Annotated in this window: 18 protein-coding genes; 9 read left to right on the top strand and 9 right to left on the bottom strand. The window is 73.1% G+C overall.

Features of this window, described 5'->3' with window-relative positions; translation table 11 throughout:
* Positions 1–49 precede the first annotated feature (49 nt).
* Genes ITI46_RS11080 through ITI46_RS11095 form a run of 4 tightly spaced genes read left to right on the top strand, consistent with a single transcriptional unit; the run spans position 50 to position 3585 of the window.
* Complete coding sequence (locus ITI46_RS11080; protein WP_209239316.1) at positions 50–898, top strand: SDR family NAD(P)-dependent oxidoreductase; 849 nt, start codon at positions 50–52, stop codon at positions 896–898.
* A 7-nt stretch (positions 899–905) separates the two neighbouring features.
* The gene (locus ITI46_RS11085) at positions 906–2087 is read left to right on the top strand and encodes a beta-ketoacyl-ACP synthase III (protein ID WP_209239300.1); all 1182 of its coding nucleotides are present in this window, start codon (positions 906–908) and stop codon (positions 2085–2087) included.
* Positions 2063–2329, top strand: coding sequence for an acyl carrier protein (locus ITI46_RS11090; protein WP_209239301.1), 267 nt, complete (start codon positions 2063–2065; stop codon positions 2327–2329). The genes ITI46_RS11085 and ITI46_RS11090 overlap by 25 nt, the downstream gene beginning before the upstream one ends.
* The gene (locus ITI46_RS11095) at positions 2326–3585 is read left to right on the top strand and encodes a beta-ketoacyl-[acyl-carrier-protein] synthase family protein (protein WP_209239302.1); all 1260 of its coding nucleotides are present in this window, start codon (positions 2326–2328) and stop codon (positions 3583–3585) included. The genes ITI46_RS11090 and ITI46_RS11095 overlap by 4 nt, the downstream gene beginning before the upstream one ends.
* A 279-nt stretch (positions 3586–3864) precedes the next feature.
* Here ITI46_RS11095 and ITI46_RS11100 read toward each other — a convergent pair whose 3' ends face one another.
* Positions 3865–4482, bottom strand: a complete 618-nt coding sequence (locus ITI46_RS11100; RefSeq protein WP_209239303.1) for a hypothetical protein — start codon at positions 4480–4482, stop codon at positions 3865–3867.
* A 45-nt stretch (positions 4483–4527) separates the two neighbouring features.
* Positions 4528–5121, bottom strand: coding sequence for a hypothetical protein (locus tag ITI46_RS11105; protein WP_209239304.1), 594 nt, complete (start codon positions 5119–5121; stop codon positions 4528–4530).
* 418 nt (positions 5122–5539) lie between these two features.
* Between ITI46_RS11105 and ITI46_RS11110 the strand changes: the two genes are divergently transcribed.
* The gene (locus ITI46_RS11110) at positions 5540–7711 is read left to right on the top strand and encodes a SpoIIE family protein phosphatase (protein WP_372451905.1); all 2172 of its coding nucleotides are present in this window, start codon (positions 5540–5542) and stop codon (positions 7709–7711) included.
* A gap of 6 nt (positions 7712–7717) precedes the next feature.
* Here ITI46_RS11110 and ITI46_RS11115 read toward each other — a convergent pair whose 3' ends face one another.
* The 5 genes from ITI46_RS11115 to ITI46_RS11135 form a co-directional block, all read right to left on the bottom strand.
* On the bottom strand, positions 7718–8905 hold the full coding sequence (locus ITI46_RS11115) for an MFS transporter (RefSeq protein WP_209239305.1): 1188 nt from the start codon (positions 8903–8905) through the stop codon (positions 7718–7720).
* Positions 8906–8910: 5 nt separating this feature from the next.
* The gene (locus ITI46_RS11120; RefSeq protein ID WP_209239306.1) at positions 8911–9564 is read right to left on the bottom strand and encodes a GNAT family N-acetyltransferase; all 654 of its coding nucleotides are present in this window, start codon (positions 9562–9564) and stop codon (positions 8911–8913) included.
* A complete protein-coding gene (locus ITI46_RS11125) occupies positions 9557–10813 on the bottom strand; it encodes a type III PLP-dependent enzyme (protein ID WP_209239318.1) in 1257 nt (418 codons plus the stop codon). The genes ITI46_RS11120 and ITI46_RS11125 overlap by 8 nt, the downstream gene beginning before the upstream one ends.
* Positions 10814–10875: 62 nt before the next feature.
* Complete coding sequence (locus ITI46_RS11130) at positions 10876–12198, bottom strand: DUF6271 family protein (RefSeq protein WP_209239307.1); 1323 nt, start codon at positions 12196–12198, stop codon at positions 10876–10878.
* Positions 12180–13286, bottom strand: coding sequence for a phytanoyl-CoA dioxygenase family protein (locus tag ITI46_RS11135; RefSeq protein WP_209239308.1), 1107 nt, complete (start codon positions 13284–13286; stop codon positions 12180–12182). Before ITI46_RS11135 ends, ITI46_RS11130 begins: the two co-directional genes overlap by 19 nt.
* A gap of 501 nt (positions 13287–13787) precedes the next feature.
* On the opposite strand from ITI46_RS11135, the gene ITI46_RS11140 reads away from it, so the two are divergent.
* Complete coding sequence (locus ITI46_RS11140; protein ID WP_209239309.1) at positions 13788–15347, top strand: glycoside hydrolase family 3 protein; 1560 nt, start codon at positions 13788–13790, stop codon at positions 15345–15347.
* Positions 15348–15443: 96 nt separating this feature from the next.
* On the opposite strand, the gene ITI46_RS11145 is transcribed toward ITI46_RS11140, so the two are convergent.
* The gene (locus tag ITI46_RS11145; RefSeq protein WP_209239310.1) at positions 15444–16031 is read right to left on the bottom strand and encodes a TetR/AcrR family transcriptional regulator; all 588 of its coding nucleotides are present in this window, start codon (positions 16029–16031) and stop codon (positions 15444–15446) included.
* A gap of 122 nt (positions 16032–16153) precedes the next feature.
* On the opposite strand from ITI46_RS11145, the gene ITI46_RS11150 reads away from it, so the two are divergent.
* Positions 16154–17638: an FAD-dependent monooxygenase gene (locus ITI46_RS11150; protein ID WP_209239311.1), complete on the top strand. Its 1485-nt coding sequence runs from the start codon at positions 16154–16156 to the stop codon at positions 17636–17638.
* 14 nt (positions 17639–17652) lie between these two features.
* Here the strand turns inward: ITI46_RS11150 and ITI46_RS11155 are convergent, their stop codons facing one another.
* Positions 17653–19713 carry a prolyl oligopeptidase family serine peptidase gene (locus ITI46_RS11155; RefSeq protein WP_209239312.1) on the bottom strand — a complete coding sequence of 687 codons (2061 nt, stop codon included), beginning with the start codon at positions 19711–19713 and terminating at the stop codon, positions 17653–17655.
* A 121-nt stretch (positions 19714–19834) separates the two neighbouring features.
* Between ITI46_RS11155 and ITI46_RS11160 the strand changes: the two genes are divergently transcribed.
* Both ITI46_RS11160 and ITI46_RS11165 read left to right on the top strand, forming a co-directional pair.
* On the top strand, positions 19835–20764 hold the full coding sequence (locus tag ITI46_RS11160) for an FAD-dependent oxidoreductase (protein WP_209239319.1): 930 nt from the start codon (positions 19835–19837) through the stop codon (positions 20762–20764).
* A 92-nt stretch (positions 20765–20856) separates the two neighbouring features.
* Positions 20857–22071, top strand: coding sequence for a hypothetical protein (locus ITI46_RS11165; RefSeq protein ID WP_209239313.1), 1215 nt, complete (start codon positions 20857–20859; stop codon positions 22069–22071).
* Positions 22072–22392 lie beyond the last annotated feature (321 nt).

Consider the following 22392-nt stretch of genomic DNA (forward strand, 5'->3'; position numbering starts at 1 on the left):
CAGCCCATCCGCCTCATCTTCACCCACACTCACCCCGGCACCCGCACCGCTGCCCGGCACCACGGCAGAAGCCTTCCGGGTCGAAGGCGCCCGCGCGCTGGTGACCGGCGCTTCGCGCGGCATCGGACGTGCCGTCGCCCTCGCTCTCGCCGACGCCGGGGCCGACCTGGCGCTGTCGGCGCGGAGCGAGGAGGCGCTGAAGGACACCGCCGCCGAAGTCGCCCGCCGGGGACGCACCGCCGTTCCGGCACCCGGCGACTTCGCCCGTCCCGCCGCTGCCGGCGCGGTGGTCGACGAGGCGGCCGAGGCGCTCGGCGGACTCGACATCGTCGTCCACAACGCCGGCATCCTGCCCGGCGGACCCGACGGTGCACCACAGCTGACCCCGCACCAGTACGCCCGGCAGGACGACTGGGACGCCGTGGTGACGGTCAATCTGAATGCCTCGGCCGCGCTGTGCCGGCACGCCCATCCGCACCTGGCCGCCTCCTCGCGCGCGAGCCTGGTGCTGATGTCCTCCGTCGCCGGGGTGGTGGGCACTCCGATGATGGAGGCGTACGCCGCGACCAAGGCGGCGCAGATCTCCCTCGCCCGCAGCCTGGCCGTCGGCTGGGCCCGCGAGGGTATCCGGGTCAACGCGCTGTGCCCGGGCTGGACCCGCACCGACATGACGACCTTCGCCTCCGGCACCGCTCCGCTGTCCGACTGGCTGATGGCGCACGTCCCGCTGGGCCGGTGGGCGGAGCCGGAAGAGGCAGCGTGGGCCGCGCTGTACCTGGCCTCGCCCGCGGCGGCGTTCCTGACCGGCCAGGCGCTGCTGCTGGACGGCGGCCTGTCGGTGCCCGACGGCGGACTCGCCGGCATCCCCAAGCCCGCCTCCCCCTTCGGCGAGGCGTGAGCCGGCGATGACTCCGACCAACCCGGCCAGCCTTGCCATCCCGCCCGACCCGGGCAGCCCGGACGTTCAGCGTGACGGGCGCGCCGCCGTGGTGTGCGGCATCGGCGCCTCGCTCCCGCCGCAGGTGCGGAGCAACGCGGACGTGGCGCAGGACGGCGCCCTCGCCACCAGCGACTCCTGGATCCGCTCGCGTACGGGCATTGCCCACCGCCGCCGGGCAGCGCCCGGCATCGCCACCGGCGACCTGGCAACGGCGGCGGCGCGCGCCGCGCTGGAGTCCCCGGCGGGAGCCCGCCCCGACATGCTGCTCCTGGCCACCACGACACCGGACCGGCGCTGTCCCGCCACCGCACCCGAGGTGGCACACCGCCTGGGTCTTGGCACCATCGCCGCCTTCGACCTGGGCGCCGTCTGCTCGGGCTTCTTGTACGCCATGACGGTTGCCGCCGGACTGGTCGGCTCCGGGGTGTGCGCTCGCCCGCTGGTCGTCGGCGCCGAGACCTACTCGCGCATCGTCGACCCGCGGGACCGGGACACCGCCGTGGTCTTCGGTGACGGTGCGGGGGCCGTGCTGCTGCGCGCCGGGGACCACGGGGAGCCCGGCGAGGTGCTCGCCTGGGACCTCGGCGCGGACGGCTCGGGAAGCGACCTGATCGCCATCGCCGCAGGCGGTGCCGGCACACCCGTTGCGGAAGCGCCGCCGCCACGCGACGAGCGGTTCCTGCGGATGCGCGGACGCGAGGTCTACGCCCACGCGGTGCGCCGGATGACGGAGTCGTCACGTACGGCGCTGCGCCGGGCCGGCTGGGAGCCTTCGGAGCTCGGCGCGTTCATCGGTCACCAGGCCAACCAGCGCATCCTGGACACGGTCGGCGACCGGCTCGGCGTCGAGCCCCGGCACCGGTACGGCAACATCCGCGACGTCGGCAACACCGCTGCCGCCTCCGTACCCCTGGCCCTGGCCGACACCGCGGCCCGCGATCTGGTGCCCCCGGGCACCCCCACCGTGCTGACCGCCTTCGGCGGCGGACTCACCTGGGGGTCGGTCGCCCTGACCTGGCCGGCGGCGCGGCCCCGCGCCAATTCCCCGAGCCCGGACCGACAGCAACGGCAACAGCGAAAGCAACAGCCACAGCAACAGCAACAGCAACGAGAGGCAGACCCATGGACCCTGTCCAGGACTACGTGAACACCGTGCTCACCGACAAGTTCGAAGTGCCCTCCGACGACCTCCGGCCCGGGGTGACCCTCACCGAACTGGGCCTGGACTCGCTGGCCGTCACCGAACTCCTCGTCACCGTCCAGGAGCACTACGGCACCGGCGCACCGGACGACGCGGTCACCGGCGAGGCCACACCGGAGGATGTCGTCGCGCTGGTGCATCAGCTGCTGGGCGGCACACAGCACGTGGGACAGATGGGGGAGGAGTGACCGGCGTCCGCACCGGCCGGACGGTGGCCGTCACCGGCGTCGGCCTGGTGACACCGGCGGGCGTGGGCACCGAGGAGACCTGGCAGCGGGTGTGCTCCGGCCGGCCGACGGCCGCCGACGACCCGGAACTGGCCGGGGCGCCGGTCAGCACGTCCTGCCGGGTGACCGGGTTCGGCCCGCGCCGGGATGGGGGAGGGGGGCAGCCGTGGCGCTACGACAGGTTCACCCAGTTCGCCCTGGCGGCGGCCCGCGAAGCGGTGCGGGACGCCGCCCTGGATCCGCACAGCTGGAACGGTGCGCGCGTCGCGGTGGTGCTGGGCTCCGCCGCGGGCGGGGTCGGCAGCTACGAGGGACAGCACCACAGGCTGCTCACCACCGGGCACCGCGCGGTCTCCCCGCTCGCGCTGCCCGCCTTCCTGCCCAACATGGCCGCGGGCCGGCTCGCCATCGACCTGGGCGTACACGGACCGGTGCTGCACACCGCGACTGCCTGCGCCTCCGGGGCGACCGCGCTGGCCACCGCCGCCATGCTGCTGGACGGTGACGGGTGCGACATCGCCGTGGCCGGCGGCAGCGACGCGATGGTGACGCCGTTGTGCGCGACGGCGTTCGCCCGCGCTGGAGCACTCTCCCGGTGCGGCGGCGATCCGGCCGGTGCCTCCCGCCCCTTCGACGCCGCGCGGGACGGCTTCGTACTCGGAGAAGGCGCCGGTGTGCTGGTGCTGGAGCGGGCGGCGGACGCGACGGCGCGGCACGCCCCCGTGCGGGCGCTGCTCGCGGGGCACGGCTCGACGAACGACGCCCATCACCCCGTTGCGCCGCGGCCGGACGGCCGCTGCCTGCGGGACGCGACCGGGCAGGCCCTGGAGCAGGCCGGTGCCGTTCCCGGCGACGTCGACCACGTCAACGCGCACGGCACCGGCACCCCGCTCAACGACCGCACCGAAGCAGCCGTGCTGCGCGAGCTCTTCGGCAGCGACGGCCCGGCCGTCACCTCCGCCAAGGGCGTCATCGGCCATACGATGGGCGCGGCGGGCGCCGTGGAGGCCGCGCTGACCGTGCTGACCGTGCAGCGGCAGACGGTGCCGCCGACCGCCAACTTCCATGCAGCCGACGCCGGTACGGAGGACGTGGACATCGTGCACGGGGCCGCACGGCCGCAGTCCGTCCGGCTGGCGGTCAGCAACTCCTGCGGATTCGGAGGGCACAACGTGGTGCTCGCGTTCGCCCCCGGACCTACGTCTCGCGTGGGCTGACGGGGCCGGAGGTGGCGGAGGGCGCTGGGGCGGTCTCGTCGCGCGGCGCGGCAGTCGGGTGAGCCACGGCGTGAGCGCTCTCCGGCCGTGGCGCGTGGAGCGGGTGCGGCGCGGATCCGCCCGTCATGGCCAGAGCGTAGTGCTCGGGATCGGTCATGACGGACGGATACCTCCGCCGGCCCGCGGCGTGGCAGGCACCTTACGAAGATCACCCGGGCTGCGGTACGCCGCCCCCAGCGGTACCGCCCCCTGCCGGGTGTGGGCAGGGGGCGGGCGGCCTCAGCCGCAGTGCTGGGCCTTCTCGTCCTCGGTCATCGCACGGGTGTGCTGCGTCTTGGTGCTCGGCGCGTCCGGCTTGGGGCCGGTGGCCTCGAACGGCACGTACCAGATGTAGTGGCCGTGGAACTTGTCGGGGAAGTGCAGCTCGTACTTCCCGCTGACGGTCTGCAACTGCGCCTCGCGCGTCACCCAGCCGACCTCTCCGGGCCGTACGTCCACGTTGGTCTGGTCCGTCTCGGTGTGTGAACTCTCCCAGGTGTGCTGGTAGTTGGTCTCGATGCTGACCTTGAAGACTTCGGAGAAGCCGTACTCGGCGCTCAGCGAGACCCCCAGGCTGTTGGACTCGCCGGTGGTGTCGGACCAGCCGACGGTGGAGCGCTGCGTGTCCTGCGTGCAGTTGTAGGCGCTGTCGCCGACCTGGTGCGCCTCGCCCATCGAGTCACGGGGCGGTCCGTCGGGGTGGAAGACGCAGACATCGGTGCCGTTGTCGCACTTGTCGAGCAGTTCCCTGGAGGTGGGCGGGTCGTCGTCGGCCTGTGCCACGCCGGGGGTGAGGGCGGCGCTGCTCGCGGTCACTAGGGCGGCCAGCAGTACGGACCACCTGAGGCGTTGGTTCATGGGGGGTTGCTCCTCACAGAGGTGTGATGTTCACAGACGTGGGGATCAGCTGAAGCCGATGGACTGGGTGCGGTCGTTCATGAGGGAACCGATGTCGGAGGTGTTCTCCTTGAACGGGCCGTCCCTGTCCCCGCCGAGATTGGGCTCCGGGTAGAGCCAGATCCAGCAGTCGCCCCACGGCTGTACCGAGGAGATGCGGTTCTTCCAGGCGTCTTCCAGGTCGTACTGGTAATCCACCCAGCCGTCCTTCTCGCACAGCCCCTCGCCGGTGACGGTCAGCGAGTCACCGCCGAAGCCGGGATCGTCGAAGAAGGTGCCCTGGATGACACCGTCCGCCTGCGAGCCGCCGTCCGCCGCCAACGACCGTGCCTCCGCGCGGAACCCGCTGTCGTGCGCCGCTGCGCGGGCCGAGGCCGGAGCGTCGTCGATGCGTCCGCCGCTGGCGTGTTCGACGGCCTCGGTGAAGCTGGCGTAGCAGCGCTCGGCCCCAGTGGCCAGGTCGAGGGTGCAGTGCCGCGGCTGCCCTCCCTCGCCCTTCGGGGCCGCCTGCACCGCGGGCGCGGTGACCGCACCCGCCAGCACAACGGATGCGGCCAGGGTGACCGCACGACTGGTGCGGTATCTGGACCGGGAGATCATGTGGTCCTCCAAGTGTTCGTGGGGCACGCCCAATTGGACGTGGAACAGCAGTACGCGTGCTCACCCGGCGCCCGCTGAAACGGCAGGCCCGCAAATGCCCGGAAGTAACCTCGGGTAACAGCCGTAACGCGCCGGACGTGCCCGGAAATGTGGGAGCACCCGTGGGGAGGGGGCGCCCCTGCCCGACGGGTGCGGGGGATCCGTCGGGTAAGGCATGGCCGCCCGCATGCGGGTCGCTGTGCCGTCACCCTGGCCGTCCGTCGGTGTGCCGCCGCCGCGTAAGCGGGTCTGTGCCGGAACATGGCCAGCGGCGGCCGTGGGCGGGCGGCACACCGCGCGCGGCCGCCGGCCGCCGGCTGCCGGGCTGCCGACAGCCGGCGGCCCACCTGGATCCGGCTTCGGGAGCGGCGTGAACGGTGTGAGCGGTACGGCGCGGTCTGCCGGCCCGGACGACCCCGGCTGGGGGCAGCTCGACGCGGTGCTGACCGACGTCATTGCGGCCACCGGCGCCTCGATGGGGCTGGTGTATCTGCTGCCGCCCGGCGAACAGGTGCTCCGCCTCGCGGTGGTGTCCGGGGTCTCCCGCAGCATCGCGGCGCCATGGGCCCGTATCCCGCTGGACGCCCCCATTCCGGTCGCGGTCGCGATACGGCACCAGCGGATCGTGTGGCTGGCCAGCCAGGAGGAGATGGCCCGTCAGTACCCGCGGGTCGGCCTGGTGCTGCCGTACGACTTCCGGCTGGCCGCGGCCCCCGTGGTCATCGGCGCCGCGGCGCGGGGCGGCATCGTCCTGCTGTGGTCGACCGAACATCCGCCGGAGCTGAGCCCCCGCGAACGCCACGTACTGGGGGCGAGCTGCCGCAACGTCGGCCGTCTCCTCCGGCAGGCCGCCGACAGCGGCCGGCCGCTGCTGCCGCGGGACGAGCCGCGCCTGCTGCGCCCACCGGGCCCGGGTGTGCCCGGCCCCGCCGTGGCGAGGGCCGCCTTCGAGTTCGCCGAACGCTTTCCGGAGGGGTGCTGCTCGCTGAATCTCGAGGGCCGGATCGACTTCCTCAACTCGGCCGCTGCCGACCTGGTGGGAGCGGACGCGGCGACGCTGCTGGGCACCCGCCCGTGGGAGTCGCTGCCCTGGCTGCACGACCCGGTGTTCGAGGACCGGTACCGGGCAGCCATGATCGCCCGGCAGCCGACGACGTTCACCGCCCGGCGACCGCCCGACACCTGGCTGTCCTTCCGGCTCTTCCCCGGCGCGGGCGGGGTGAGCGTCCACATCACCCTCGCCGCGACCGAGGGCCGGCCCGAGACAGCGCAGGGGGCCCCGGAGGGCGCTGAGCGGCCGGCAGGTGCGACAGCCCTCTACCACCTCACGCATCTGGCGGCCGTCCTCAGCGAGGCGGCGGGCGCGGACGAGGTGGTAGAGCTGGTGGCCGATCAGCTCGTCCCCGCGTTCGGCCCCGGCGCGCTGGCCCTGATGACGGTGGAAGACGGCCGCCTCCGCGTCGCGGGACACCGCGGCTACCCGGCCGAACTGCTGGGCCGCTACGACGCGGTCCCCCTCTCCTCCGGCCACCCGGCCGCGCGGGTCCTGGCAACGGGCGTCCCGGCCTTCTTCGCGAACCCCGTGGACCTCGAACGGGCCTATGAGCCCGCTCTGCGTCACGACCAAATGGCCGCCTGGGCGTATCTGCCGCTGACCGTGTCCGGCAACGCCGTCGGCACCCTGGTGCTCGCCTACGACCAGCCACACGCCTTCACCTCCCCCGAAAGGGCCCTGCTCACCTCGCTGGCCGGGCTGATCGCGCAGGCCCTGGACCGGGCCAGGCTCTTCGACACCCAGCGGAAGCTGGCCCACAGCCTGCAGACCGGTCTGCTCCCGCACCGCCTGGCCGCCGTCCCCGGCCTGGAAGTGGCAGCCCGCTATCTGCCCGCGGGGCGGGGGCTGGACATCGGCGGCGACTTCTACGACCTGATCCGCTGCGACCGCGCCGACGCCGCCGCGGCCATCGGCGACGTCCAGGGACACAACACCACGGCGGCCGCACTCATGGGGCAGGTGCGTACCGCCGTCCACACCCATGCGACTGCCGGCGCGGCACCCGGCGAGATCCTTTCCCGGACCAACCGGCTCCTCATCGACCTGGACACCGACCTGTTCACCAGCTGCCTGTACGCACACCTCGACCTGTCACGCCAGGAGGTGCGGATCGCCTCAGCAGGGCACCCTCCGCCACTGCTGCGCCGTCCCGACGGCCGCACCGAGATCCTCGGCCTGCCGCCCGGGCTGCTGCTCGGTATCGAGCCCGACACCGACTACGCGACCACCGTCGTCCCCCTCGAACCAGGCTGTGTGCTGGCCCTCTACACCGACGGGCTCGTGGAGGCCCCCGGAGCCGACATCGGCCTGGCCACCGCGGCGCTGGCCCGCAGGCTCGCCGACGCCACCGACGAGAACCTCGAAGACCTCGCCGACACCCTCACAGCGCCCACCGCGCAGCCGTCCCCGCCCACCGACGACATCGCCCTGCTCCTGCTGCGCCCCACGGGCAACGGTCCGACCAACCGGGCGGAACGCGCGGCCGGTTCCGGCTGACCGGCCTCAGCGTGCCGCCGCGCCCGTCGGCGTCCAGCGGATCCGGGTGCTGCACAGGGACACCACGGCCGCCGAAGCGGCGACGGCTGCCATCCCCCAGGCCAGACTGCTCGCATCCGCGACGAAGCCGATGAGCGGCGGACCGGCGAGCAGGCCCGTCGTCCCCATGGCGGCGACGAGCGTCAGCGTGTCCGAGCCCTGCTTGGCCGCGGCGGCGTAGACGCAAGGGGTGACGGCGGCGATGCCCAGCCCAACGCAGGCGAAGCCGACAAGTGCCGTCACCACACCGCCGCCCACCAGGGCGAAGGCGAGCCCCGCGGCGGCGAGCGCGCTTCCCAGCAGGACGACCCGGCCATCGCCCCAGCGGGCGCGCCGGCCGTCTGCGAAGAGCCGGGCGAGGACCATCGTGCCGGAGACGACGGCGATACCCAGCGGCGCTGTCCGGGCCGACGCCTGGGCGATCTCCCGCAGATAGAGGGTGGACCAGTCGTTCATGGCGCCCTCGGCGATGGTGCCGAACACCATGGCGCAGCACATCCACAGCGTCACCCGGGAGGGGAGGGTCCACCGGCCGCGGGCCTGCTTCCGGGGTCCTTCGCCCGGATCGTCGTCCGGGAGCAGCCCGGTGCGCGCGTAGCCGCCCAGCAGCACGAGCACGCAGGCCGCCACCGCGAAGTGGCTCCCGACCGAAGGGGTCAGCGTACGCACACCGGAAGCGAGCAGCGCCGCTAGGAGCGAGCCGCCGCTGAAGGTCGCGTGCAGCCTGGCCATGGCGTTCCGCGCGTATCCGGCTTCCAGCGCCGCCGCTCCTTGTGCGTTCATCGCGACGTTCAGACAGCCGACGAGAACCCCGTCCACGCACATCACCAGCAGGGCGACGGGGTAGTTGGGTGCCGCGGCCAGCGCGAGGAGCAGCAGCGTCAGACCCAGCTGCGACGCCGGCGCGAGCCGCCGTGAGCCCAGCCTTCTCATCGCCACCGCCACCAGGGGGAACGACACCGCTGAGCCGACCCCCGCCGCCATCAGCAGCATCCCCACCTCCCCGGCGGTCAGGCCCAGGTCCTTCTTGATGGCCGGGATCTGTGCGGCCCAGGTGGCGTACTGGAACCCGAGGGAGCAGAACAGCGCGGCGATGGCCGACCGGGCCCGGACGAAGCGGGCGGGGGCGGCGAGATCGCGGACTACAGGAGACACGGGGATCAGCTCACTTCGTGCGGCAAGGGCGGGGCGTACAGCGGGGCGCTTCCCGGACCGGACAGTGCGCCCGGCACGCCGCGCACCGGCTTGGACATGTACACCGCGTCCGTGCCGTAGCCGCTGTCTGCCGGAAGCACGTGCGGGTACGGCATGAAGCCGCGGGCCGACCAGAACCTCGCACTGCCGCCGACGGCCACCAGCGAGATCCGCTCGTCCCCGCGCGCCCGGGCGGTACGGACGAGGCGGTGCAGCAGAATCCGCGCCAGACCCCTCCGCCGTAGGGGCCGGGCGATCACGATGTCGTGCAGATGGAGATTGCCCGCGCTCTGCGGGGGGCCGGTGAGAGCGGGGAGGGCGGCGGCGCTCTCAGCGCGCTCCAGGTCCGGGTAGCGGAACGCCGGGTAGGGCAGCGCGAGCACATAGCCCGCCGTCCGGAAGCCGACATCCAGCGCGAAGCACGTCCCCGGCGAGGTGCACGCCCGGGACTGCAGCGCCGCCCGCCCCTCCGAGAGGCCCAGCCCGGCGTAGGCGTCGCGCTCCAGCTCGACGATGGCGTCCCAGTCGCCGTCGGCGATACGGCGAACGCGAACGGCTCCCTCGGCGTCAACGGCGCCTTCGGTACGAACGGCACCTTCGGTACGGACGCCGTCACCCATCGCGGCCGTCCCTCCCGTCCGTCGGCACGCAGGGTCGCCCGTGCGATCCCGTGCAGGTGTACGGCAGCGGGGTGAAGCCGTTGAACCCGCGCGCCGTATAGCTGACCGCGTACGCGCCGCAGGACAGCACCCACACCGGGTCGCCTGACGCCAGCGCCCTGGGCACCGGGACCAGAGCGTGCTCGGAAGAGTAGGCGTCGTCGCTGTCGCACGTGGGGCCCGCGAGGACGGCCGGGACGTACGGGCCCTCGGTGTGGCCCGGAAACACCAGCCGGTACTGCAGCGCGTCCATCTCGTACAGGCCGTTGAACTTGCCGCAACTCAGATACAGCCAGTGCTGCAGCTGGCCGTCCGGCCTCCGCCGCTCCGCGAGCCGGACGACGTGCGCCCGGATTGCCCCGTGGTCGGCGACGAGGTGCCGTCCCGGTTCCATGACGAACTCCAGAGGGCCGCCGTGGATCCGGCGCAGGCTCGCCATCCCCTTCCGGATCACCGCGAACATCTGCTCGAGGGGCGGACGGAGGGGATGTCCGCGCCGGTCGAGATAGCCGAGCGCGGGCAGGCCGCCGCCGAGGTTGATCTGGTCCGGGCGTATCCCGCGGCGCACCAGGGCCCGCAGCACACCGCCCAGCCGCTCCAGCGCGCTGTGCCATGCCTCGGGTGTCAGCTGCTGGGAGCCGACGTGTACGGACAGGCCCGAGGGGACCAGCCCACCCTCCCGGGCCCGCTCCAGCACCCGTGGCGCCTCAGCCGGCCGGCACCCGAACTTGTCGCGCAGACCCCACACGGCGCCCTCGCCGCTGGTCGCCACCCGGCAGAAGACGCGGGCCCCGGGCGCGTGCGCTGCGAGGGCCGCCACGTCCTCCAGACTGTCGGTCGCGAAGTCCCGGATGCCCAGCCGGTATGCGGCCGCGATGTCCCGGTCGGACTTGACGGTGTTGCCGTAGTGCATACGGGAAACCGGTATCCCCGCCCCCAGCGCCTGCTCCGCCTCACCCGGACTCGCCGCATCGATCCCGGCACCCCTGCGCCCCAGCGCGGCCAGCACTTCGCCCACCGGACACGCCTTCATGGCGAACCGCACCCGGACCCCGGGCAGTTCCCGGCACAGCGCCTCGTAGCGCTGCTCGATGCCCGCCAGGTCGAGGACGATCCGGTCCCCGCCCACCGCGGCCAGCCCCTCGGCAAGTGACGTACTGAGCCCCGGTCCTGCGTCCTCGGCCCCGGGGCTGCCGCCCTCGGCCCCCATGCCGCCCGCCGTTTCGCCCCTGCCCCGCCCGCGCGGCCCGGTACGTACGCCGCCTGCGCTCATCATCGGCTCACCCCGCAGGGTGGCGGGTTCAGAGGTGTGGTCCGGGCCGCGGCCATCAGCTCCTCCCATGCCTCGGCCAGCAGCGCGAAGTCCGCGATGTCGCTGCGGGCCTCGTCCAGCAGGCGCTCCCGGCGGGCGGCCAGTTGGTCGGCGAAGGCGGTGTAGCGGCCGCCCAGCCGTCGGTAGGCGGCATCCAGCGTGTCCAGCCGCTCGACGTTCTCCCGCTGGTCGAGCCGGGTGGCTTCGCCCGCGTACGCGGCGACGGTGGAAGCGCGGGGCAGCCCTTGGTCGTCCAGCAGGGTCTCGCCGGCCCGGGCCAGCTCGTCGTAGAGGAAGTGGAAGTAGCGCATCGACAGCAGGAACTTGGCGAAGCGCGTCTGGTAGGCCATGAAGCCCGGGTCGGTTCTGCGGTCCGGGGTGTAGTAGTTGACGATGTTCCGGTTGTGCACCACGCCGGGGAGTGCGGCGTGGTGGATCAGGTGGAAGAGGAAGTAGTCGCTGCCGATGGTGTCCCGCGCGGGCGGCAGCGGCACCCGTTCGTGTACGCCGTGGAAGCTGATGTTGCACATGTCCACCCACATCGGGTCGACCAGCGTCAGCAGCGAGTGGTCGCGCGTGAACGGCTGCGTGCCCGCGCCACGGAACGACTCGTCCGCCAGCTTCCGCTTCGCTTCGGGGGACCAGGCCGCAGGCGCCCAGAGGCCGACGACGTCCCGATAGACCTCGGGGTCGGTGTCCAGGATCTCGCCGATGTCCACGGAGAGTTCGCCTATGAACGAGCTGCCCACCATCGCGACCCGCCGTCCCAGGTGCCGCTCGGCCAGCGCGGTCTCACTGACGACGGGTACGGCGTCGGCGGCGCGCCTGCCGAGCGACCTCAACTCGTGGTGTACGGGGAAGACCGGGCGGCCGTCCACGGTCTGATAGCGGCTGTCGGAGTCCCTGCGGTGGACGGACTCGCAGCCGAGCGCTGCCGCGATCAGGAAGGCCCGGTTGGTGCAGGCCCCGTAGGAGAGGCCGTCCGGCAGCAGTAGGTCGCGCAGCAGTCCGGGCTTGGCGCAGGCGGTGCGTTCGGTCACCCGCCGGAGGAAGTCGCGCTGCTGTGCCTCGTCGAGATGGCGCACCGTGACGCGGGGAGAGGAAGGCAGTCGCCGGACCGTCTCGGCGTGCTCGGCGAACACCGATGGCGTACAGGAGTCCAGGATCAGCAGCTCGACATCGTTGTCGAAATGCTCGACGGCGTAGACCGCTTCCTCGCCGACGGCCGATATCGTCGCCGCACAGGGCCGGTTGGTGGGAAGCGTCAGGCAGATACGGCGCATGTCTCTTCCCCGGTGGCCTCGGCCCGTTCCACTGTGGTGCCTTCCCGGCACCCGGATTCGGCGTGCGCGGACTCCTCGTGCCAGGACTCCAGTCCCAGCAGCCTGGCGCCGAGTCCGGTGAGTTCGGCGGGCCCGTACCGCAGCGACTCGTGCCTGTCGGCGTCACCGACCAGCGTCGCGTTCCAGTTGGGGGTGCTGAGGTGGCGCCAGGAGTCGATCCGCGACTGCCGCAGCGTCCGGTGTGTCTCCAGCGCGGGCATCATGGACAGGTACTGCACCGAACGCACGCCATCCGCCGAGGCGTTCGGCGCCACCCCGTGCGCCAGCAGACCGTTCCAGATGAGCAGGTCACCGGCTTCCAGCTCGGGCCGTACGACGGGCATCGCCTCCCGGTCGACCGCGGGCCTGATCGGGTCGCGGTCGGCGGGCTGGAGCGCCTTCCAGTGGTCGAACTGCCGGAAGAGCTCGGGACAGCACTGGAAGCCGCCCAACTCCGGCTCGCTGTCGTTGAGCGCGATGATGCCCTGCACGCGCTGCGGCGGCGCGCTGAGCGAGGTGTCGATGTCCCAGTGCAGTTCGATGTCGAAGCCGCGCTCCCGGTGTTCGATCAGAGAGCGGTCGCGGGTGCGGATGTTGGGCGGGTTGAGGTTGAGCCGGTCGAGGGTGACCCACAGTTCTTCGCAGTCCCATACGTCCACGAAGGCGTCGTAGACCCGCCGGGTCTGGCGGCTGTCCCAGATGAGCTGGTGGTGGTACGCCTCGACGAACCCGTAGATGTGCAGCTCCCGTTCGAGGTCGGAGCGGAACTCCCGCGCCTCGTACCAGCTCTCCGGGTGGCCGGGGTCGAGCCCCTGGAACTCCCAGGCGAAGTCCAGCAGCCGCCGGGCGGCGGAGGCGCTGATCGCCTCCTTGACGACGACGTATCCGTAGCTCTGCCAGAAGGAGAACTGCTCCTGGGACAGCACGCGCAGCGGGCGGGTCTTGCGGAGGTCACGCAGTGGCGTCGGGGCCAGATACGTGTCGCCGTCCGCACTGAAGTAGGGAATGTGCGAGGCGGCTCGGTGGAGAGAGCGGTCGGACGTCGCCATGTGCTGCTCCAGGTGCTCACTGCGCCCCGGGCCAGGGAGCGGCAGTCGGTAACGAACGGTGGATGTGGGGGTGGGGGTGTGGGCGGTGCTGTACCGGGGGTGGCTGTGTGGGCGCGGGCGTTCGGTCGCGCACGGAGGGCGGGGCGCTGCTCGCGTCCGGGGCGGGGCGCGGAATCCGCGTCCGGGTCGCGGCGCGGGGTCGCGGGCCGGCCCTCGTGGTGAGGGCTGCGGAGGAAGCGTGGCGCGGCGCTGTGCACTCGCGCCCGCCAAGAACGGAACGCGTGCCACACACGCCCCTCCGTTGACTCGCGTCCCACCATATTTGGACTAGACCAAAGAGAATGTCAACTCCCCGCAATCCAGGTCCGGGTGGGGGATGCGGGGGTTACGCTGGGCCCGTACGCTCGCTGGTCTGTACCAAGTTCGGTGCTGCGGAGGCTCGCAATCAAGGCTCCGCGATTGCCGTCACCGACGTACCGGTCCCACCGAAAGGCGCGGTCGATGCCCCTCAAGCCGAGGTCAGCCACGAAGCACAGCGGCGAGCTGCGACGGCTCGCGCTCTCCGTACTCCAGCCGGGCTTCGTGGGCACCGAGGCACCCGACTGGGTGCTGCGCGACATCGGCGAAGGGCTGGCGTCCGTCGTGCTCTTCTCCCGCAACATCGTCTCGCCCGGCCAGGTAGCCCGGCTGACGGCGCAGCTCCGCGCGGAGAACCCCGCGCTCGTCATCGCGATCGACGAGGAGGCGGGAGACGTCACCAGGATCGAGTCGGCCACCGGTTCGACCCGGCCAGGCAACTTCGCCCTGGGTGCGGTCGACGACCCGGAGCTGACCGAGGCCGTCGCCGCCGACCTCGGCGGTCAACTGCGCGCCTGCGGAATCGGCCTCGACTACGCGCCCAGCGCCGACGTCAACTCCAACCCCGGCAACCCGGTCATCGGGGTCCGGTCCTTCGGCGCCACACCTGAACTGGTCTCCCGGCACACCGCCGCCTGGATCCGTGGGCTCCAGTCGTCCGGAGTCGCCGCCTGCGCCAAGCACTTCCCCGGGCACGGCGACGTGGCCGTCGACTCGCACCACGATCTGCCCGCCTACGGCGCCGGCAGGGAGGAGATCGCCGCGCAGGCCCTCCCGCCGTTCCGGGCCGCGGTGGCGGCGGGCGTCCGCGCGGTCATGAGCGGGCACCTGCTGGTTCCGGCCCTCGACCCCGGGCTCCCCGCCACGCTCAGCCGGACCGTGCTCCAGGGAGTGCTCCGTGAGGAGCTGGGCTTCGACGGCCTGATCGTCAGCGACGCCATCGAAATGGGCGCCGTCTCCCGGCCGTACGGGATCGGCGGCGCCACCGTGAGGGCCGTCGCCGCCGGGGTGGACGCGGTCTGCGTCGGCGGGGAGAGCGCCGGGGAGGACACCGTCGACGCGCTGGTCACCGCACTCGCCGATGCCGTGGCCGGCGGGCAGCTCGCCATGGAACGGCTGGCTGAAGCCGCCGGGCGGGTGGGGGAGTTCGCCGACTGGTCGGCGGCGCTGCGGGCGGCCGTTCCCGCGCGCGAAGCCGGCCGGGACATCGGTTACGTCGCCGCTCGCCGTGCGCTGCGGCTCACCGGCGCCGTACGGGACGCGCTGCCGCTGGCCGCGGCGCCGCACGTGGTGGAGCTGGCGGCGGCCACGAACCCGGCCGTCGGCGACGAGACGCCGTGGGGGCTCGCCGCTCCGCTGCGGGAGCGGATGCCGGAGGTGACCTCCGTCCGGCTGCACGGCGACGAACTGCGCACAGGGGCCGCGACGTTGGACAGCTGCGCTCTGGCGCCCGCAGCGGGGCGCCCGCTCGTCGTGGTCGTGCGGGACGCCGCCCGGCACGCGTGGATGAGCAGCGCCGTGGCAGGGCTCACCGCAGCGCGGCCGGACGCCATCGTCGTGGAGATGGGACTGCCGGGCGCCGTCACCGCCGGTGCGCCGCAGATCTTCACCCACGGCGCGAGTGCCGCATCCGGAGTGGCCGCAGCGGAACTGCTGGCCGGCGATGGCCGGGCGGCCGAGGCGGGGCGGCGCCAGGCGTCGTAGCGGTGGCGGCGCGGGGCGCCGTAGTGGTGGCGGAGCCGCGATCCCGCCGCCGCGGCGCCGGGTCCGGGTGCGCACGCCGCTGACCGTCAGGCGGAGCTACGGCTGCGGCGCCGTCAGATACCGCTGCAGCGTCGGACCCAGCCACGCGACGATCTCCTCCCTGCTCAGTTCGACGGCCGGCGGGAAGCGCAGTACGTAGCGGGTCAGGGCGAGTCCCAGCAGCTGACCGGCGGCCAGTCCTGCCCGGACGGGAGCCTCCGCCGGGTCGGGGGCCACCTTCCGGAGGACGGGGAGCAGCTGTCCCTGGAAGACGCTCTGCATGCGCCGGGCCCCGGCCTCGTTGGTCGCACCGACCCGGAGCAGGGCCGTGAGCACCCCGTTCCCCTCCCACATGCGGAGGAAGTGCGTCACCACGGCCCGGCCGATCTCCTCCGGCGGCAGATCCCCGAATTCCGGCAGTTCGAGGTCGACGGTCACGGCCGCGGCGAAGAGTCCCTCCTTGTTGCCGTAGTAGCGCATCACCATGGACGGGTCGATACCGGCGTCCTTGGCGATGGCGCGGATGGTCGCCCGCTCGTAGCCATCGGCGGCGAAGCGCTCGCGGGCGGCGTCGAGGATGGCGGCGCGGGATGCGTCCGAGCGGCGCGGGGGCGGGGTGGAGTCGTTGCTTTCGGTCACGCCCATGAGCGTAAGTCAACAAGTGTTGGCCAACAAGTGTTGACGCCGGATTCCGGTGAGCTCTACCGTTGCTGATGCGCGGTCAACATCCGTTGGCCAACGACTGTTGGCAGCCCCAGGAGGCCCTGATGAGCGGCACCACCGGCACCCCGAACACACCTGACACCCCCGGCTCCACCCCCTCCGTGATCGTCGTCGGCGCAGGCCCCGCCGGTCTCCTCCTCGCCGGTGACCTCGCCGCCGCCGGTGTCCCGGTCACCCTGCTCGAAAAGCGCCGGGAGCAGATCAGCAACCTCTCCCGCGCCTTCACGCTGCACGCCCGCACCCTCGAACTGCTCGACGCCCGCTCCCTCGCCGACGACCTGGAGGCGCTCGGCCGGCCGCTGGACCGGCTGCGGCTGTTCGGCCGGCTGACCGTCGCACTCGACACGCTCCCCAGCCGCTTCAACCACCTCCTCGTCATCCCGCAGTACGAGGTCGAAAAGGCGCTCCGCCGGCGCGCCGTGGACGCCGGCGTCGACTTCCGGTACGAGACGGAGCTGACCGCGCTGCACCAGGAAGCGGACGGCGTCACCGTCGAGGTCCGCGACCCCGCCGGAGCATCCGCAACCCTGCGGGCCGGCTACGTGGTCGGCACCGACGGCATGCGCAGCGCCGTACGCGAGGCCGTCGGACTGCCCTTCCCCGGGCGCTCCGTCATCCGGTCCGTCGTCCTCGCCGACGTCCTGCTCGCCGAGAAGCCCGAGTCACTGCTGACCGTCAACGCCGTCGGCGACGCCTTCGCCTTCATCGCACCCTTCGGCGACGGCTACTACCGCGTCATCGGCTGGCACCGCGGCCGCGACGTCCCCGACCACGAACCGCTCGACCTCGACGAGGTCAGGGAGATCACCCGGCTCGCCCTCGGCCGCGACTTCGGTATGCACGAAGCGCGCTGGATGTCCCGCTTCCACAGCGACGAACGCCAGGCTCCCGCCTACCGCGTGGGCCGGGTCTTCCTCGCCGGCGACGCCGCCCACGTGCACACCCCGGCCGGCGGCCAGGGCATGAACACCGGGCTGCAGGACGCGGCGAACCTCAGCTGGAAGCTGGCCCAGGTCATCGGCGGCCACGCGGGGGACGAACTCCTCGACACGTACCAGGCCGAACGCCACCCCATCGGCAAGTCCGTGCTGCGCAGCAGCGGCGGCATCGTCCGGCTCGCCATGGCGAAGACCCCCTGGACGCGTGCGCTGCGCGCGGCGCTCACCACGTTCCTCAACACCGTCGGCCCTGCCCGGCGCGCGGCTGCGGGGCAGATCACCGGGATCGGGTACCGCTACCCGGCTCCGCGCGGCGCCCACCGCCTCACCGGCGAGCGGGTTCCGGACGTCCGGCTGGCCGGTGACGGCAGGCTCTACGAAGCGCTGCGGGGCGGCGGCTTCGTGCTGGTCACGCCCAAGGCGGGTCCAGCGGTGCCTGTGGAGGGCTTCGGCGACCGGCTGGCCGTCGAGCACTGGGCGAGCGAGCGGCGGACCACTCTTCTGGTGCGGCCCGACGGTTATGTCGCCTGGGCTGCCGAATCGCCCGACCCCGCCGCCCTTCGTGAGGCTCTGGCCGCCCATCTCGGGTGATCCCTCTCGGGGTGCTAGTGCGGTACCCGGCCCTCCTCGCTCAGGGTTCGCCAGAGGAAGGTGTGGACCAGGGCTTCGACGTATGCGGCCTGTTCGTGATCGGCGGCACCGGCGTGGCCGCCGCCGGTGTTCTCGAAGTAGCGGACAGGAAGCCCCAGTTCGCGCATCCGGGCGGCCATCTTCCGGGCATGGCCCGGATGGACGCGGTCGTCCCGGGTGGAGGTCGTCAGCAGCAGCGGCGGGCAGCCGTGCCCGGCCCTCACGTTGTGGTAGGGCGACAGGCGGAGCAGATGCGCACGGTCCGCGGGGTTCTCCGGATCGCCGTACTCGGCCATCCAGGACGAACCCGCGAGCAGCCGGTGGAAGCGGAGCATGTCCAGCAGCGGTACCTCCGCGACCACCGCCCCGAAGAGTCCGGGGCAGCGGGTGAGCATGACGCCCATCAGCAGACCGCCGTTGCTGCCGCCGGAGATGCCGAGCCGGTCCGGAGCGGTGATGCCCCGCGCGGCCAGATCGCGGGCGACGGCGGCGAAGTCCTCGAAGGCGCGGTCCCGGTCGGCGCCGAGCGCCGCCCGGTGCCATGCCGGACCGTACTCCCCGCCGCCCCGGATGTTCGCCACCACATAGGTGCCGCCGCGCTGCAGCCACGCCCTGCCGGTCACCGCCGAGTAGGACGGGGTGAGGGACACCTCGAACCCCCCGTAGCCGTACAGCAGCGTAGGCGCGGGCCCCTCCGGCCGCTCCGGGCCGACGACGAAGTACGGGACGCGGGTTCCGTCCGCCGAGACGGCGAAGTGCTGCCGCACCGCCAGCCCCTCGGCGGCGAACCGGTCCGGCGCCTGCTTCAGCGTCTCCGGGTCGCCCGGCGCGTCGGCCACCGCGCGGCGCAGAGTGGCGGGCTGGAGGAATCCGCTGACGTCGAACAGCACCTCCTCCGCGTTCTCGTCCTCCTCGTCCTCGTCCGGTGCGGTCGCGGCCACCGTGGCCGTGGACAGCGGCGGAACCTCACCCAGCGGGCTGCGCGCCCAGCCGCCGCCGGTGGTCGGGGTGAGCAGATGCAGCCGGGAGGAGACATCGGTGAGGGTCTCCAGGACCACGCGGCGGCGCGTAGTGGCCCAGCTCTCGAGGACGGTGCGCTCATCGGGGACGAACAGCACCTCGTGCGCCCGCTCCCCGCGCAGGAAGTCCTCGAAGACGAACGCCAGCAGCGCTCCCGCGGGCCTGCCCAGCCAGGGGGAGCGCAGCTGGACCAGCAGCCACTCCCGGTGCACCGTCGCCTCCGCGTCGTCCGGCACCTCGATCCGTACCGGCGGTGCTCCGGGCGGGAGCAGAAAGTACTCGCTGTGCCAGAAGTCCCGGTGCCGGACGGCAAGGTCCCGCTCGAACCCGGGCGCTGGATCGTGCCAGGTGGCGACGGACACATCCGCTTCCCGCCCCTCGAAGACGACCGGCGCCTCGGCGAGCGGCGTACCGCGCCGCCAGCGCCGCACCGTGCGGGGATAGCCGGAGGCGGTCAGCGAGCCCGGCCCGGTGTCGGTACCCACGAAGAGCTGGTCCTTGTCGATCCAGCTGACCGAGCTCTTGGCCTCGGGCAGCCGGAAGGCGCCCTCGTCGTCCGGCACGAAAGCGCGCTCTTCCACGTCGAACTCCCGCACGACCGTGGCATCGGCCCCGTCCCGCGACAGCTTCACCAGCGCCCGCCTGTGGCCGGGCCGCAGCACCGAAGCGCCCGACCACACCCAGGGCACGTCCTCCGCGGCGGCCAGCGCGTCCACGTCGAGCACCGTCTCCCAGCGCGGGTCCGGGCGGCGGTACTCGTCCAGGGTGGTCCGCCGCCATACGCCCCTGAGGTGGGCGGCATCGCGCCAGAAGTTGTACAGGTGCGGTCCGCGTCGTACGACGTACGGAATGCGTGCGGGGTCGCTCAGGACTTCCCGTGTCTCCTTCCGCAGCTCCTCGAACCCGGGATCGGCGGTCAGCTCCGCCTCGGTCTCCGCGTTCCGCTCCGCCACCCAGGCGAGCGCGGCTTCGCCCTCGATCTCTTCCAGCCACAGATACGGGTCGTCCTCGATCACACCTCATTGTCCCCCGCGGCCGTTGACCCGCGCGGCCGGGACCGTCGGGAGCCGTCGGCCTCGGCATCGTGCCATCGTGGAGGCCGGGGAAGCAGTGGATTCGGACACCGGGGAGTCGCGCGTGGAGGCGGAACTGGTCGTCGTCGGCGGAGGGCCCGCGGGTGTCGCGGCGGTGCTGATGGCCGGGAGCCTCGGCCTGCGCACCGTCCTGGTCGAGGCCGACCGGGTCGGCGGCAAGGTGTGGGAGATCGGCGCGCTGGAGAACGTCCCCGGAGGCAGGACCGAGGGCGTCGCTCTGGCCGAGGCGCTGGTCACGGATGTCGCGCGGCTGCAGGAGGCCGGCCGGTGCTCGGTTGTCGGTGCGCGCGCCGTACGGGTGCGTGGTCACGAGGACCGCGCTGAGACGGTGCTGGACGACGGCCGTACGCTCGCTGCGAGCGCGGTGGTGGTGGCCACCGGCGTCACGGCGCTGACCCCCGGCGACGTGCCGTGGATCGACGCACCGGAGGCACTGCGCCCACCGCCGCTGTGGCGCGCGAGCCCCGAGGACGTCGGGCGGGGGAGCCCGGCCGTGGTGCTCGGCGCCGACCGCCCGCTCGGCACCTGGCTGCGGGCCCACCCGGACGCCGCCGTACGCCTCGACGTGCTGCATCCACCCGGCGACGCCTACAAGACGGCGGAGGTGGCCGCCGACGCCAGGGTGCGGCTGCACGAAGTCGACCACGTCACCCTGAGCCCGCACGAAGGCGGTTGGCGCGTGGTGGCCCGGCGTACCGACGGTGCGACCCATGAGGTCACCGCGCACGCGCTGTTCGGCAACATCGGCTCGGCGCCCGCCCCCCTCGACGGCGATCTCGTCCCGGGCCCCGACGGCTACTGCCCACCCGCCGCCCAGCATCCCCGTGTCCTCGTCGCCGGCGACCTCCGCTCGGCCCGCCACCAGCGCATCGTCACCGCCGAAGGCTCCGGCGCCGAGGCCGTGCTGACCCACTACTACGCGGCGCGGGGGCTGGCCGGCTCACTGCACCGGCAAGGGAGCCAGGAGCAATAGGGGCCAGGGACAACGGGGGCCAGGAGCAACGCGGCCCAGGGGCCCGGAAATTCCGTTCGCGGTGCGCTCCGGGCCGTCCCTAGGGTGGTGCCGTGGACGACGACGTGAACCGGCAAGCCGCGGCACCGACCATCGCCGAGCGCACCGACCTGCTCCTGGGTGCCCCGCTCGGGCGGGACTTCCTGGGCACGTTCGTCGACTTCGCCCTGGAGCACACCCTGTTCGCCGAGCTCGGCCTGGGAGACGTGCCGGGGACGTCGACGATCGTGATCGAGGACGACGGACCCGGCTCCAAGCCGCGCACCCGCACCGTTCGCCGACGCAAGCGCCGGGGCTGGCGCGATGTGCCGGCCGGGGAGGCACGGGCCGCGCTGCGGGCGGTGGTCGGCCGGGGCGAGTGGTGTGGCCTGGGGGAGACGTCCGAGGCCGCGCTGATGGAGCAGCTGTCCGGCGTCGCCGAGGGGTTCGGCTTCGGCGGTGGCGATCCGGCGTTGTGGGGGCTCACCGCGCTCGCGGCCGAGGAGCTGCGGCCGGTCGCCGCCGCGCTCGCCGCCGCACCCGCGGCCGCCTGGTGGTGGGACCCGGTCGACCGCTCGGACCAGCGGCAGCTGATCTGGACGGGCACGGACCGGGATGCGGACAGCACCGGCGCCTGGGGAGGGCTGGCCGACGTCGAGGAGGCCATGCGGCGCGACATGGCACGTGAGCGCTCCGCCAATGAGCGGGGCAGGCGTCGCCGCCCGCGCCCGGGCGAGCGCGATCTGGGCGCGATCTGGTGGTCGGCGCCCGACTTCGCGGAAGGCACCTGGACGACCGGTACACGGGGCGGGCTGCCCGCACTCGAACTGGGCCACTTCATCGACACGTTCACCCCCTTCGAGGAGGCCACGGGGACGGTCGGCAGCCTCACGATCGACCCCCGCGCCCGGGTGGCGGAGATCCGCAGCCCCCACGACTGGCTGGAACTGGTGACCCGCTTCCCCCGCGACGTGTCGGGGACCCACGACGGCGAGTGGCGCAACTGGGGCGACGTGGACGGCCCCTGGTATCTGCCCGACTGGGAGGCCGTGGCCGAGCGGTACGACGGGGTGCACGTCACCGTCGGCGGCTGCCTGGCGTCCTGCGGCCTGGCCCAGCCCGTCCACGACGGCTACACCATGCTCGCCGGCTGGGTGCCCGACGCGACGGTGTGGCTGCGGGACGTCGCCACGGCACACCGGCGGCTCGGCGTATGGCGCGGCGACCCCCAGGAGTGCGGCGAGTGGGAGGACGTCCTTGCCTGCTGGGATCCGAACGCTCGCGAGTGACACCCCCGCGCGCAGTTCCTGCGCAGCGCCCCGCCACGCGCCCCCGGCGGCATGAGTGCCAAGGCTCGGCCGGCGGAACAGTACCGGCGCCGCTTCGGGGCCCGTCGGTCCTCGGTCGCGGGGTGCGCAGGCCGCATGGGCTTTGCGGCTGTCGGGCGCCTGTAGGCGGGGTGTTGGCGGGTTGCAGGGGGACGTCGGCGCCTTGTCGGCGGTCTGTCGGCGGCCGGCCGGAGGCTCGTGGATGCCGCCGATGCCGGGGCGGAGGAGCTCCGGCGCAGGCACCCGAGCAGCAGGAAAGGGGAACACCATGGCACCCGACAC

The organism is Streptomyces oryzae (genome assembly GCF_017676365.1).
Lineage (GTDB): Bacteria > Actinomycetota > Actinomycetes > Streptomycetales > Streptomycetaceae > Streptomyces > Streptomyces oryzae.